The sequence below is a fragment of the Hydrogenophaga sp. SL48 genome, from assembly GCF_021729865.1.
GTDB lineage: Bacteria > Pseudomonadota > Gammaproteobacteria > Burkholderiales > Burkholderiaceae_C > Hydrogenophaga.
Genome location: NZ_CP063400.1, coordinates 2,980,626 through 2,993,693, shown reverse-complemented (window position 1 = coordinate 2,993,693; position 13,068 = coordinate 2,980,626). Strand labels below are relative to the sequence as shown.

Below are 13,068 nucleotides of genomic sequence, written 5' to 3'. Positions count from 1 at the left end.
CCTGTTTGCCGTAGAACGGGGCATGGCCAAGACCCCGAAGCTCCCCCGTTCGCCCCAGCCCTACGTGCCAGCACCACTGTGGGACCCCGCCACCTGCCAGGCCCTGATTCACCAGCTCTGGGCCTTGCGGCGTGACATGCTGGAGGGCGAGCAGCGCTGCGCCGCGGTGATCGAGCGCGTGGGCCCGCACCAGCGCGAGAGCGCCCGCAACCTCGTGCATTTCCTGGCCCTGCGCGCCACCGACCTGCGCGCCCTGCAGGGCCAGCTGGCCTGGCTGGGCCTGTCGTCGCTGGGCCGTTCGGAATCGCATGTGCTCGCCAGCGTGGACAAGGTGCTCGGCCTCCTGCACCGCTTGACGGGCCAGCCCTGGCACGACCGTTCGGCGGAAGAGCCCGTGGGCAGCGTCAGCGGGCCCATCCTGCTGCGGCGCCACACCGAGCGCCTGCTCGGCCCCGTCTCACGTGAACGCCAGGTGCGCATCATGGTGACGCTGGCCAGCGAAGCCGCCACCGACCCCGGCCTCGTGCGCCGCCTGGTGGATGCCGGCATGGACGTGGCCCGCATCAACTGCGCGCACGACGACGCCAAGGCCTGGAAGGCCATGGCCAAACACGTGCGCCGCGCCGCCAAGGTGGCGCAGCGCGAGGTCAAGATCCTCATGGACCTGGGTGGCCCCAAGATCCGCACCGGCCCGCTCCCCGCAGGGCCGAGGGTGCTCAAGCTCAAGCCGGTGCGCGACGAGCTGGGCTATCCGCTCCAGCCCTGGCGCCTGCGCATCGGGCCTGCGGGGTCCGGGGCCGCGCCGGGCGCTGACGCCCAGGTGCAGGTGGACGCCGACTGGCTGGCGCGCCTGCGTGTGGGCGGGCAGATCCACCTGACCGACGCGCGCGGCAAGAAGCGGCGCCTGCTCGTGGTCGAGACCGGTGCCGATGGCCTGGTGACCGAAGGCATGGACACCTGCTACCTCACCCCCGACACGCCGCTCTCGTTCAAGGGCCCGCACGGGCGGCGCGTGCACGCGGCCTACCCCGAGGGCATTCCGCCCACACCCGGCGCGCTGCGCCTGCACCGGGGCGACGTGCTGCAGCTCACCGCCGACGAACCCGAAGACAGGGCGCACGACGCCGCAGCACCGCGCATCGCCTGCACCCTGCCGCAGGTGATCGGGCAGGTGAAGGTGGGCGAGCGCGTGTGGCTGGACGACGGCCGCATCGGCGGCGTGGTGCGCAAGGCGTCGGCCAAGGCGCTGTCGGTGGACATCACCCAGGCCCGCGAGGGCGGCGAGAAGCTCATGGCCGACAAGGGCATCAACTTCCCCGACAGCGAGCTGGATTTGCCCGCGCTCACCGACAAAGACCTGGAGGACCTGCAGACGGTGGCCCAGGTGGCCGACCTCGTGGGCCTGTCGTTCGTGCAGCAACCCGACGACGTGCACCACCTGCTCAGGGCGCTGAAGGCGCTGGATGGCGAGCGGGTGGGCCTGGTGCTCAAGATCGAAACCCTGCAGGGCTTCGAGAACCTGCCCGAGCTGCTGCTCGCCGCCATGGCGGCGCCCTCCGCCGGCGTGATGATCGCGCGCGGCGATCTGGCCGTGGAGTGCGGCTACGAGCGACTGGCCGAGGTGCAGGAAGAAATCCTCTGGTGCGCGGAGGCCGCGCACATGCCGGTGATCTGGGCCACGCAGGTGCTGGAGACCCTGGCCAAGACCGGCGTGCCCTCGCGCGCCGAAATCTCCGACGCCAGCATGGGCGTGCGCGCCGAATGCGTGATGCTCAACAAAGGCCCCTACATCGCCGACGCCATCCACATGCTGGACGACATCCTGCGCCGCATGGCCGGGCACCAGACCAAAAAAACGCCGCTGCTCCGTGCCCTGCGCGCCTGGGCGGCGGAGCAGGGTGCGGGCGCGAAGGCCTGACGGACCACCGCCGCCACACGCCCAACCTGCCTTCCATGCGAGGTGCCGCGGTTGTTTCTGTTTGTGAAACAACCGCACAACCCGTCGCGCGCGGGCGCTTAATGGGGCGTTGCCCAGCCTGGCCACATCGGCCAAGCCGACCCCTGGCCCTTCCACAAGGAGAAACCTCATGACGAAAACACCCCGATCCGCCCCACGCCTGGCCGCCACCCTGGGCCTGTGGCTCCTGCTGGCGCCGCTGGCCCACGCCGCGCCCGCCATGGACCGCGCCTCCATCGACGCCCAATACCAGCGCGACCGCAGCGCGTGCGCGGGCAAACAGGACCCCTCGTCGCGCGAGGCCTGTCTGCGCGAAGCCGGCGCCGTGCGCCAGGATGCGCTGCGCGGCAAGATCGGCGACAACACGACGCCGGGCGACTGGCGCCGCAACGCCTTGGCGCGCTGCCAGGCCCACCAGGACGCCTTCGACCGTTCGCAGTGCGAGCGCCGGATGATGGGCGAGGGCCAGGCCCAGGGCAGCGTCGAGGGGGGCGGCTTGTTGCGCGAGATCACCACCACCATCGAGCCCGCGGCGCCGGGGACGGTCACGGCCCCGAAGTGAGCGCCGGTCGGGGCCGGCCTTGGCTTTGACCCGAGTCAGGCCTGCCAGACCCCGAACCCCGCCGAGCGCAGGTCGATGCCGATCTCGACCTCGCGCTCCTGCGCGTCTTGGTAGCGCATCGGGTTGAAGCCCTCGTACAGATCGGGCAGCAGGCGCAGGCCGTATTTCTGCGCGTAGGCGTTCGCCTGGATGCCGGCCTTGTGTTTGTCGAAGCGCACATCCGGGTCCAGGCCGGTCATGCCCACGTACACGCAGGGCTTGCCGTCGATGTACCCAGGGTTGCACCTGCGGAACCTGGGTTCCAGCAGCACGTCCGGGTGCAGTTCGATGACGTAGACGTGGTGGTGGGGGCGGGGCATGGTGTGCATCACGCGGTGGATGAACAGATTGTCACCCTGCTGGCGGACGCGGGCTAAGACCCGAACTGCGCAGCATTTGCAGGGCTCTTGTGCGCTTAGGCGAACGGCTTCGGCCCCTATCCTTGGCGAACCCCAGACTGGAGCATTCCCACATGACCATCGCGTTGCACGACATCGAAGAGCGCACGAACCTCACCGGCAACAACAAGTTTGAATTGCTGTTGTTCCGCCTGGGCGGAGCGCCGGGGACCGACCGCCGCGAGCTGTATGGCATCAACGTCTTCAAGGTGCGCGAAATACTGGTCATGCCCACCATCACCGCCATCGCGAACGCACCGCCCCACGTGAAGGGCATTGCCAACATCCGCGGGCAGATCATCCCCGTGATCGACCTGTCCGCCGTGGTGGGCTGCGTGCCCAGGCGGGGCCACACCATCCTGATGGTGACCGAATTTGCGCGGACCACCCAGGCCTTTGCCGTGGAAGAAGTGGACGAAATCGTGCGGCTCGACTGGAGCAACGTTCTGGCCGCCGACGGCAACGGCGGCGGTCTGGTGACCAGCATCGCCAAGCTCGACGGCGACACCGAAAAGGGCCGCCTGGTCCAGGTGCTGGACGTGGAGCAGATCCTGCGCAACGTCATGCCCACGGTGGAGGAAGCCATCACCCCCGCGTCGGTGGGTGACGCGGTGAGCCTGCCCAAAGGTTCCATCATCCTCGCGGCCGACGACTCGCCGGTGGCGCGCATGATGATCGAGCAAGGGTTGAACGCCATGGGCACACCCTTTGTCATGACCAAGACCGGCCAGGAAGCGTGGGACCGCCTGCAAGCCATGGAAGTCGCGGCCAACGCCGAAGGCAAAACGGCCCACGACAAGGTGGCGCTGGTGCTGACCGATCTGGAAATGCCGGTGATGGACGGGTTCACGCTGACGCGCAACATCAAGAACGACCCGCGCTTCAAGTCGATCCCGGTGGTGATCCATTCGTCGCTGACGGGAACCGCCAACGAAGCGCACGTGAGCTCGGTGGGCGCCGACGCCTACGTGGCCAAATTCGTGGCGTCTGAACTGGCCGCCACCATCCGGCAGGTGCTGATGCACTGAGCGGTACGGTTCAAAGGCGCGACCACCGGCGCATGCTGCGCCATCAACGCCACCACCCAGTCAATGAACGCCCTCAACTTGGCGCTGACGTGCCGGTTGGGCGGGAACGCCACGTACATCGGCATGGGGTCGGCGTGCCAGCCCGCAAACAGCGGCACCAGTTCGCCGCGCACGGCGTGCGCCTCGGCCATGTAGTGCGGCAGCCAGAGAACGCCCATGCCCGCCACGCCCGCGGCCAGGTAGGCGTTGCCGTCGTCGACGGCGACCACGTAGGTCCCCTGCACTTCGATGTGTTCGTCCTCAAGCCGCATGGAGATCGGCGCCACCTTGCCACTGCGGGGACCCATGAACCCCACCGTGCGGTGATGCGTGTCTTCGAGTTCTTTCGGGTGCTGCGGCCAGCCGGCACGCTCCAGGTAGCTCGGCGCCGCGTACACGCCCATCTGCAAATCGCCCACGTGGCGCACCACCAGCGACGGGTCAGTGACTTCGCCGCCGCGCAACACGCCATCCACGTTGTCCCCGATCAGGTCCACCACCCGGTCGCTCACGCCCATGTGCAGCTGTATCTCGGGGTAGCGCGCGTGAAAGGCTGGCAGGGCCGGCATGAGGAGCAAGCGCGCCAGCGGGCTCGGCACGTCCACGCGCAAGCGCCCCTTGGGCGACGCCGCGGCGCTGGAGAGGCTGGTGTCGGCATCCTCCAGATCGGCCAGCAGGCGCACCACGCGCTCGTAGTAGACGGCGCCGTCGGCGGTGACCTTCACCTGCCGCGTGGTGCGGTTCAACAGCTTCACGCGCAGCCTCGCCTCCAGCTGCTGCACCAGCTGCGTCACGGTCGTCTTGCTCATGTGCAGCGTTTGCGCCGCCTTGGTGAAGCTGCCTGCTTCCACCACGCGGGCGAAGGCCTGCATCGCATCGAAACGGTCCATACCTGCTCCTGATACCTCTTTGATTGTTTGGGAATGTCAAACAGTCATTGTGCGACTGGCCTGTTTATCCGCGGGCCTTGAATGCCTAGAGTCCACACATCCCCACCCAACCAAGAGGTATGCCATGTCTGCACGTGATGTCGTTTTCCCGCCCGGGCGCCAGGCGCTCTATGAAAAGAACCGCTACTCGCCGGCGATCCGGTCCAACGGTTTTCTGTTCGTCTCGGGGCAGGTGGGCAGCCGGCCCGACGGTTCGACCGAGACCGATCTGCAGGCCCATGTCGGCCTCGCGTTTGACAACCTGAACGCGATCCTCTCGGCCGCCGGCTGCACGTTCAAGGACGTGGTCGACGTGACCGTCTTCGTCGTCGATCCCGAGTCGAATCTTGAAACCATCTGGAAGGTGTTCGGCGAACACTGGGGCGAAGCCCCGTACCCCACGCTCACCGGCGTTGGCGTGACGTGGCTCTATGGCGCCCAGTTCGAGATCAAGGTCATTGCCAGGCTGCCGGAAGCCAGCGCAGCTGACTGACGGCTTCGCACTTTGACGGAGAAGCACGTCTGCCGGTTCAAACCACCGGGTTGCAGATCTTTCCGGTTTTCCAACTCTGGGTGGGCAGTTTCAGGCCTTGTGCGGCCAGTTGCTTGCGGGCGTGCGCGGTGGCTTGCTTGAGCGCAGCCTCAATGCGCGCTTGTTCGCCGCGAGGGTTGGGTTTCTGGGGCTTCATTCCAATTCGCGGAGCGCATCGACCAGCGGCGGCAGTGCGTTCTTTACCGTGTCCCACACCAACTCCAGATTGATATCGAAATAGCCGTGCGCGATCCGGTTGCGCATGCCACGCATGTTCCTCCAGGGAACCTGTGCATTCGCATTCGCAAACTCGGGGTAACGGTCCATCACCTTGGTGGCTGCTTCTCCTAGCACGATCAGGCTCATGATCACCGCTTGCTGGGTGCGCTTATCGGCCAGAAAGTCGTCCTGGCTCATGCCTTCTGTGAAAGCAATTGCGTCCGCAGCGGCTTGCTGCATGTGCTCCAGAAAATCGGGGAGACGTGGATCGCTCACAGCGGGCGCGCTTCGGCCAAAACCTGATCGCGGAACTTGGCAGGCAAATCTTTGGGCGTGAGCACATCCACCTGCAGTCCCATCAACTGTTCCAGTTCGTCCTGCAGTCCGCCCAAATCAAACAGCGTTGCGCCTGGCAGCGGATCGACCAGCAAATCAAGGTCGCTACCCTCCGCGTCGTGGCCATGCAGCACCGATCCGAACACACGCATGTTGCTCACGCGGTAACGAACCGCCGCGTTGCAGACGGCGTCGCGGTGCAGGACAAGGGCTTGGGAAGGGCGCATGGGCGTAGTGTAGGTGGCCAAGGTTGACAGGTAAACGGCTCGGTGATTCTCTCTACAGAGCCCGTTCTCACCCCGCCTTCATCACCAGCGTCCGCTTGCAGCGCGGGTAGTTCTTGCAACCCCAGAACGCAGCGCCACCGTTCTTTGGCGTGCGCTCCACCATCTTCACGCCGCAGCTGGCGCAGGTGGGCTTCCAGTATTCGCCTTCGTAGGCCACCTCCAGCAGGCGGGCCTGCTGTTCCGGCGTGCGCTGGGCGATCAGCTTGAGCAGGCCGATGCCGTCCTGCGCGTTGATGCCGTGGGCCTTGGCGAATTCCAGTGCATCCGCCGTGTAGCGCGAGGTGGTCGCGTAGGTGCCGCGCTTCAGGCCCTTGGACGCCATCACACCCAGGAACTCGCGCATCTCCTTCACGCCCACGGGCTTGCCTTGCCAGTGCTTGCACTGCACCACCGCGACCGGCCCGTCGGCGTTCTTCGAATGCAGCCAGATGTCCACCCCGCCGTCAGCGCCGTGCGACTGGCTGCGCGTCTCGAAACCGGCCTGCGCGAACAGCGTTTCGACCACGGCCTCGAAGCGGCGCCATTCGATCGCCGACAGCACGTCCTTGCTCCAGGTGCTGTGCACCACAGGCGGATCGCTGGAGAGCAGTGACGGCTCCTTGCGCGCCTGGGCTGCCACTGGCAAAGGCCCTGACGACGGCGTTGGGGTCGAACCGCGTGACTTCAGTGATCGGATCAGCGCATGAACCGCCAACAGCACCGCGCCCAGCCCCATCGCGAACAAGGCGGGCGTCTTCATGCCCTGGGCCACGATGTTCAGCACCGGGTTGCTGGTCGGCATGATCGACGCCACCCACAGCCCAGCGCCGAGCACCAGAACCGTGAGCCCCTTTTCCAGGAGCGGTTCCGGACGGCGTTTGCGTGAATTCCTGCCGGGTTGTTGTCGGCGGCCCATTGATATCCTTCCTGCATCGGTCAGGCCCGCATGATGCCGCAGCCTGGAACAGGGAGAAGAAGATGAACATCCGATGGCGTGCGAACACGCACGCTGCTGATTCGGCCCGATGGGCCATCGTTCTGATCACAGGCTTGGCGACCAGCGCGGTTGTGCAAGCGCAGGCGGTCTATCGCTGCGAGACCCAAGGCCGCATCGGCTATTCCCACGAACCTTGCGTTGGCGCCAAAGTCATCGACACCACACCCACGCAAGGGTTGGACAAGTCGACGGGCGCCAGCCGCAAAGGGCGCGATGTGCAGCGCGAAGAAATCAAGCGATCACTCAACGAAGCCATGCGCCCGCTGACCGGCATGTCTCACGAGCAGACCAAGGTGTTCGAGCGGCGCTTCAAATTGCCGGCCAGCGCGCAGGCTGAATGCAAGCTGCTTGATCTGCGGCTTCCTGATCAGGAGCAGATTGTGCGAAACAGCGCACAAGCTGCGAGGGCCGAGGTGAAATCGGTTCAATGTCAACACAATGGGGAAATCACATGAAGAGAACGATGAGGAAATTCGGACTGGCAGGGTGGATCCTGTTGGGCAACTTGGCTCAGGCACTGGCGGGACAGGAAGTCACCGTCGGTCGAGTGGACCTGCAGCTGCCAGGCGAGGGGTGGCAGGTCTATTCGGTTGAAGACAAGGGAATCACGCTTTCTGGCAGTGGATATACCTACCAGCAGACCACCGACTTCAAGGTCATCGCTCACCACGGCACCGACAAGGTTCTGGACGCGGTCATCCTGGTCAGGGCCAACGAATCGGGCAAAGGTCGGTTTTCCGGTGTCTCCTATCCGGACGCGAAATGCACAGGATCTCCTCGGGTGTTTGCCGAAGGCGACCAGGGCGGGCCTGCTGCAAGATCATTCCGGTGTCTGAAAATCTGGCGACAGTCGATACCCAATGTGTCGTCCGGCATTCCCCGGCCGGCCCTGGAGTGGCTGGCGAAAAATGGCTGGGACTTTCCACCCACCATGGACATGGTTTCCGCGACCCAGTACGCGCACAGCGGGGCGTTTGCCTCGGTGTTGGTCTACCTGAGGCCGATCGCGACGAAACCGGTCGTCACCCAGACGCGAGATCTGCCCAGCGCTTTGCCCGGCGGGCTGGTCGAAGACATTGCGCATTGGGGCCGGGAACTGCAGGAAGCGGTCAGCGACAGCGTCTACAGCATTCGCGGCAAGCTGCCGATGCCGAAGTTTGAATTTGTCGACGTGGCGATGGATCCGCCCAAGTTGCCTGCGAACACGGAGCCTGCTGCGCGACCGGCCCAACCCGCGTCCCCGGCTCCTTCGGAACGCGGTTGAGCTGGCTTACACCCGGAGCCCTGTTGGGTGATGGCCGCGCCTGAGACGACATGGCGGCCAAGACAGCATCAAGGTGTTGAACCTGCGCGTGACAAGCTTGGAGCCCCCGTGGTGGCTATGGTGGACGCGGGCCACATGACCGCAGATGGTGAAGAAGCCCAGCTGTTTCAAGTTTGAGAAACACTCATATCTGCGTTGCAGCTTTGGCGACCGAGACCAGCCCCAGCGTGTCAGAAGAAGTGGATCAAGCGGTTCAAGCTGTGAAAGAAGTCGTTCAGCAGCGAACGGTCGAATGGCCAAAACCCCAACAGCAACACCAGCAAGAAGGTGGTGGTCGTGAGCACCTTGGAGGCAGACGCGGCCACCAGCAAGGGCTTGGGAACGGGCCTTCCCCTTTTCTGCAAATACGCAAGCCGGAAATACAGAGCCACACCCACGCATGCACTCACAAAGCCAATGCGGAAAACCAGCTCCAGATACAGACCTCCCATGTCGCTAAGCCTCCCTCTGTGGATCAACGCTGAGACTGTTGCGGGCGGTGAAGGGCGGTGATGGACAGCGGTTGGTCGCTTGATCCGGTGCGGCCTTTACGCCGCCGCCAGCGCATCAGCCACGCGCTGCGCCGCCAAGATCAGATTCTTCACCAGCCGCTCGTCCACCTCCAGCAAGCCTTCGTACTCACCCAGGTTGCGTTTGTTGTGGCACAGGTCCAACACCCGCCAGACCTCGGGCCCAAGCCCCAGCGTGTGCGGCAGCACCTGAAAGACGATGTAGCGGTTGGCCGCGCGATAGCCCTTGGCGCGCAGCGCGGCGAGGCACAAGGCGTGGGCCGCGTTGTAGGCCAGGTCAAAGCGGCTCTCCAGCGCCAGCGCGGTGTTGCCAGCGTCCACCAGCCGGGCGCGGCCCGTGCGCAGCAAGCCAGCAATCTCGGCCGCGTCGGGCGGTTCCGGTTTGAGCGAGCCGCCGGGGCGGCTCAGGTTTTCAAGTGGGTTGGCTGGGCTCATGTGGCGCTGATTCCTCCTGGCCGATCAGCCATATCTTTGGCTGTTGCATCACGCGGTTGACGAACGCATTGTCGCCCTGCAGCCGGGCTTGGAAATCGGCGGCGGAATACAGCGCCGGGTTGATGGTGCGGCCCAAGCTCTGGCTGGCGCCCTCCAACGCAGCGAACACATCGCCATAGCCCAGCGTGTCGCTCACCACCAGCAAGTCCACGTCGCTCGCGGCCGTGTCTTGTTGCTTGGCGATGGAGCCAAACACAAAGGCGCGCTCAATCTGCGGCGCCAGCGGCGCCAGCGCAGTGCGCAACACATCGGCCAACCCCATCGTCTTGAGCACCAGCCCGCGCAACTCGGCAAACACCGGCGACGCCGCATTGGCCTGAAAGTGCTTCTGGTTGCCTTGCTTGCGCACCGTGAGCAAACCCGCGCCCGCCAGATCGGCCAGCTCGCGCTGCACCGCGCCCGCGCCCGACTGCGCCAGGCCGATCACCTCGTTCGTGTAAAAGCTGCGGTCCGGCGCACCGAACAGCACGGCCAGCACGCGCTGACGCACCTTGGGGAAGAGAGCGTCGGCTGTGGACGAGGGAGAAGGCGTGGATTTAATACCCATATTGGGTTCAATCATACCTAATATGGGTTTATGTGGCGATTCTTGCTACGCCACTGCACGCGGGTCACGCTTCATACACAGGCTCGCGGTGGCGGTTGATGCTGGAGAGCACGTAGGGGTTGCGCACCGCGCCCGGCTCGACCAGATCCACACCTCGGCCCAGCAGTTGTTCCAGCTCGGCCTTCGCGCCGTAGAAGCTGTGCAGATCGGGCTGCGCGTCTTTTGCGAACTCCACCAGAAAGTCAGGGTCGCTGCTCGCGGGGTCAAAGTCATCGGCACGCGCCGCCGAACCAAACACCTCCAGCCGGCTGATGCGGTAGCGCAGGCAGATGGCGGCGATGGCCGCACGGTGTTGGGCGATGGCGGGGTGCATGCGGAACTCCATCGTTTCGATGTTGAGGCGTGTGAGGCAGCGCTGTATGGTTTCTAGAATGGAACGGCCAGCAGCATACGAGAACAGGGAGCCACATGAACACAAAAGCCGCCGCCAATGGAGCCGCCGGCGAAACCACTTCACCAGACCAGCCGCCAGACAAACTGACCTTCAATGACGCGGCGCGCGCGGGCAACCGAGCGTTGGCCCTCGTGAGTGATTTCCCTTGGGTTGGCCTCGGGGTGCTCAGCACCTGTTTTGGTGTGCTGATCATGTACGCCTACTTCCGTGGCATGGGTCATATGCCTGCAGACTTCGCCACCGTGCTGGGCGCTGGCGTGGGCATTGCCGGGGTGACGTTTGTCTACCTGCTTGCGGTCATGTTGGCCCTGATCGCGCCTCATGCCGCCTTCGCATTGATGGAGTCCCTCAAGACGGCGCCTTGGCGCCCATGGTCGGGACCGTTGAAAGACACCAACAACCTGCTCATCGGCGCGCAGTTACTCAGCGTGGGACTGTTTTTCGCCTATTTGGCTTTTGGGGTGTGGCGCGACTGCGTACCCGGCCTTGCGTATGTGCTGATCCCGGCAGGCATCCTGTTTGCTGTCGGCGGTGCCATCGTGGCGCATGCGGGGTGGAGTCGTTCTGTATGGCGGTGGACGACGACTTTGAGCTTTGTGCAGTTGCTGCTGCTTTCTTCGCTGCCCCTGCTGGTGCTCAGCGATCTGTTGATGCCCACTGGAACGACCTCTGTTTGGGACTACCTGCTCTGGCTTCTGGTTTGGCTGGGGTTCATTGCCGTGCTCGGATATTTACCCAAAGAAGTGCCACTCTGGGCTGTCGCGATGGTCGTTTCCTTTCTGTTGCCGGCAGTTCTTTGGGGCGCACCTTTTCTTCGAGGACATGGCGACTTGTTCCCGCAGCGCGTCATGGAGATGGCGGGCATCCGAACCACCAAGGTGGTTGAGCTGAAGGTGCCCCAAGCCACCTGCGAACTGATTGCCGCTACAGCCCGCTTTGGCCCGACGGGCCAAGCCGTGACACCTTGCGGAGCCGGTGCGCCATGGGTCACAGTGCGTGCCCAGGTGCTCTCCAACCTGGGTGCCAGGTGGTGGATCGAAGTCGAGCAGGTGGGCGACTTGGCCGTTGATCCGACCGAAGTGCTTCGCATGAGCATCCCTGCCGAGGGCGCCCAGCTTGTGCAGCGCAGGCCGGCCACCACGCCAGAGCGGCGCAGCCAGTGCAAAGCCACGTCCTGAATACCAGCACCAACGGTTCACCGGCCACATACGCCCCACACCACCAACATCTCCCATGAACACCGTCGCATCCCGATTCAACGGCACGCTCACCAAATGGAACGCTGAGCGGGGCTTTGGCTTCGTGGTGGCCGACCATAGCGATCAGGAACTCTTCGTGCATGTGTCCGCTTTCCCACGCGACGGGCGGCCTCCCGTCATCGGCGAGCCGCTGTCGTTTGAGATGGAGCTGGACAAGGAAGGTCGGAAACGGGCGGTGAGGGTGCGCCGGCCGGGAGCCCCGGAACCCAGAGCACCTCGGCGGCACGCACACGATCAGGTTCGGCATCAGGCCCGCCGAGCGCCCGAGCGGAATGAATCGAACTCGTTTGGCACGCGCTTCGTGGCGATGCTGCTGGTCACTGGCCTGGGTTGGTATGGCTACACCCAGTACATCGAGCGGGCCGAAATGACAGCGGCGGAACCCCAGAGCGTGATAAGCAGCCCGGCGCAAACCGCCGCACCCGAGATCAGACAGCCAGCGTTTCAGTGTGATGGCCGCAAGCACTGCTCGCAGATGGGTTCATGCAGTGAAGCCAAGCAGTTTCTGAACAACTGCCCGGGCATGGAAATAGACGGGGATGGTGACGGCATTCCGTGCGAGCAGCAGTTGTGCACGGGGCCTTTTGACGGGTGATTAGTGGCTCAGCATCGAATCCTGGTGCTTCGCTGCCGCATCAGCAGTGAAAGGCAGATCGCCCGCTTTGGGGCAAAACACAAGACCCCGTTGCCTACTCTGGTCTTTAACGGCTTTTAAAGTCGTTCGAAAGCTATGCGCTGCAGCCTAGTTTCCAAAAGAGCTCGATGCGAAAGTGAGATTGAATGATCTAGTTGATGCAATGCAGTGTCAGCTAAATCTACTAGTTTCGCAAGAATTGTCCTCTCCCTTGCAAGTTCTCTTTTCAAGAATCGACGTTCAGATAGGGTGAGGCTGGTAAATGCAATCAGACCAGATAGGAGTAAAACTAAAAAGATCGTTGCCACTAACAAGGTTAAGGGTCCTTTCAGAAATTCTGTATCACCAATACGAATTTCCAATCTCGAGGCCAGTAAGAGTCCCAAAGGCGTACCTACGGAAAAACCGGTCATTCCAATAAATATTCTGAATTGTATTCTTTCAAGGCGACCTAATAGTTCCTGAATTCTGGCTTCTATTTTTTCCGCAAAACCGATAATTTCCTCGGTTTCTTTTAACAACGAGTGAGCATCAGTTTCCATGG

General features: G+C 63.9%; 18 protein-coding genes. 8 read left to right on the top strand and 10 right to left on the bottom strand.

Going from position 1 to position 13,068, the window contains the following annotated elements:
• Nucleotides 1-22: 22 nt before the first annotated feature.
• Both IM738_RS14165 and IM738_RS14160 read left to right on the top strand, forming a co-directional pair.
• Nucleotides 23-1,918 (top strand): pyruvate kinase, encoded by a 1,896-nt coding sequence (locus tag IM738_RS14165; protein WP_236961476.1) that lies wholly within the window; start codon nt 23-25, stop codon nt 1,916-1,918.
• A 169-nt stretch (nt 1,919-2,087) separates the two neighbouring features.
• A complete protein-coding gene (locus tag IM738_RS14160) occupies nt 2,088-2,519 on the top strand; it encodes a hypothetical protein (RefSeq protein WP_236961474.1) in 432 nt (143 codons plus the stop codon).
• A 35-nt stretch (nt 2,520-2,554) separates the two neighbouring features.
• Here the strand turns inward: IM738_RS14160 and IM738_RS14155 are convergent, their stop codons facing one another.
• The gene (locus IM738_RS14155; protein WP_236966320.1) at nt 2,555-2,878 is read right to left on the bottom strand and encodes a hypothetical protein; all 324 of its coding nucleotides are present in this window, start codon (nt 2,876-2,878) and stop codon (nt 2,555-2,557) included.
• A 152-nt stretch (nt 2,879-3,030) separates the two neighbouring features.
• Between IM738_RS14155 and IM738_RS14150 the strand changes: the two genes are divergently transcribed.
• Nucleotides 3,031-3,984, top strand: coding sequence for a chemotaxis protein (locus tag IM738_RS14150; RefSeq protein ID WP_236961472.1), 954 nt, complete (start codon nt 3,031-3,033; stop codon nt 3,982-3,984).
• Here the strand turns inward: IM738_RS14150 and IM738_RS14145 are convergent.
• Nucleotides 3,921-4,913 (bottom strand): LysR family transcriptional regulator, encoded by a 993-nt coding sequence (locus IM738_RS14145; RefSeq protein WP_236961470.1) that lies wholly within the window; start codon nt 4,911-4,913, stop codon nt 3,921-3,923. The two genes, IM738_RS14150 and IM738_RS14145, sit on opposite strands and share 64 nt — an antisense overlap.
• 124 nt (nt 4,914-5,037) lie before the next feature.
• Between IM738_RS14145 and IM738_RS14140 the strand changes: the two genes are divergently transcribed.
• Complete coding sequence (locus IM738_RS14140) at nt 5,038-5,445, top strand: Rid family hydrolase (RefSeq protein ID WP_236961468.1); 408 nt, start codon at nt 5,038-5,040, stop codon at nt 5,443-5,445.
• 192 nt (nt 5,446-5,637) lie between these two features.
• Here the strand turns inward: IM738_RS14140 and IM738_RS14135 are convergent, their stop codons facing one another.
• From IM738_RS14135 to IM738_RS14125, 3 genes are all read right to left on the bottom strand, one after another.
• The gene (locus IM738_RS14135) at nt 5,638-5,979 is read right to left on the bottom strand and encodes a HepT-like ribonuclease domain-containing protein (protein WP_236961466.1); all 342 of its coding nucleotides are present in this window, start codon (nt 5,977-5,979) and stop codon (nt 5,638-5,640) included.
• Nucleotides 5,976-6,266: a nucleotidyltransferase family protein gene (locus IM738_RS14130; protein WP_236961459.1), complete on the bottom strand. Its 291-nt coding sequence runs from the start codon at nt 6,264-6,266 to the stop codon at nt 5,976-5,978. The genes IM738_RS14135 and IM738_RS14130 overlap by 4 nt, the downstream gene beginning before the upstream one ends.
• A 67-nt stretch (nt 6,267-6,333) precedes the next feature.
• A complete protein-coding gene (locus IM738_RS14125; protein WP_236961458.1) occupies nt 6,334-7,107 on the bottom strand; it encodes a restriction endonuclease in 774 nt (257 codons plus the stop codon).
• Nucleotides 7,108-7,283: 176 nt separating this feature from the next.
• Here IM738_RS14125 and IM738_RS14120 point away from each other — a divergent pair, with 176 nt between their 5' ends.
• Both IM738_RS14120 and IM738_RS14115 read left to right on the top strand, forming a co-directional pair.
• Nucleotides 7,284-7,757, top strand: a complete 474-nt coding sequence (locus IM738_RS14120) for a DUF4124 domain-containing protein (RefSeq protein ID WP_236961457.1) — start codon at nt 7,284-7,286, stop codon at nt 7,755-7,757.
• A complete protein-coding gene (locus tag IM738_RS14115) occupies nt 7,754-8,566 on the top strand; it encodes a hypothetical protein (protein ID WP_236961456.1) in 813 nt (270 codons plus the stop codon). The genes IM738_RS14120 and IM738_RS14115 overlap by 4 nt, the downstream gene beginning before the upstream one ends.
• Before the next feature lie 230 nt (nt 8,567-8,796).
• On the opposite strand, the gene IM738_RS14110 is transcribed toward IM738_RS14115, so the two are convergent.
• From IM738_RS14110 to IM738_RS14095, 4 genes are all read right to left on the bottom strand, one after another.
• Nucleotides 8,797-9,057 (bottom strand): hypothetical protein, encoded by a 261-nt coding sequence (locus IM738_RS14110; protein WP_236961455.1) that lies wholly within the window; start codon nt 9,055-9,057, stop codon nt 8,797-8,799.
• A 96-nt stretch (nt 9,058-9,153) separates the two neighbouring features.
• Nucleotides 9,154-9,570, bottom strand: coding sequence for a hypothetical protein (locus IM738_RS14105; RefSeq protein ID WP_236961454.1), 417 nt, complete (start codon nt 9,568-9,570; stop codon nt 9,154-9,156).
• The gene (locus IM738_RS14100; protein WP_236961452.1) at nt 9,548-10,192 is read right to left on the bottom strand and encodes a nucleotidyltransferase domain-containing protein; all 645 of its coding nucleotides are present in this window, start codon (nt 10,190-10,192) and stop codon (nt 9,548-9,550) included. The genes IM738_RS14105 and IM738_RS14100 overlap by 23 nt, the downstream gene beginning before the upstream one ends.
• Nucleotides 10,193-10,241: 49 nt before the next feature.
• Nucleotides 10,242-10,550: a nucleotidyltransferase family protein gene (locus tag IM738_RS14095; protein WP_236961450.1), complete on the bottom strand. Its 309-nt coding sequence runs from the start codon at nt 10,548-10,550 to the stop codon at nt 10,242-10,244.
• Between the two features lie 95 nt (nt 10,551-10,645).
• Between IM738_RS14095 and IM738_RS14090 the strand changes: the two genes are divergently transcribed.
• Both IM738_RS14090 and IM738_RS14085 read left to right on the top strand, forming a co-directional pair.
• Nucleotides 10,646-11,809 carry a hypothetical protein gene (locus IM738_RS14090; protein WP_236961447.1) on the top strand — a complete coding sequence of 388 codons (1,164 nt, stop codon included), beginning with the start codon at nt 10,646-10,648 and terminating at the stop codon, nt 11,807-11,809.
• 55 nt (nt 11,810-11,864) lie between these two features.
• Nucleotides 11,865-12,485, top strand: a complete 621-nt coding sequence (locus tag IM738_RS14085; RefSeq protein ID WP_236961445.1) for a cold shock domain-containing protein — start codon at nt 11,865-11,867, stop codon at nt 12,483-12,485.
• Nucleotides 12,486-12,601: 116 nt separating this feature from the next.
• Here IM738_RS14085 and IM738_RS14080 read toward each other — a convergent pair whose 3' ends face one another.
• Nucleotides 12,602-13,066: a hypothetical protein gene (locus IM738_RS14080; protein ID WP_236961443.1), complete on the bottom strand. Its 465-nt coding sequence runs from the start codon at nt 13,064-13,066 to the stop codon at nt 12,602-12,604.
• Nucleotides 13,067-13,068 lie beyond the last annotated feature (2 nt).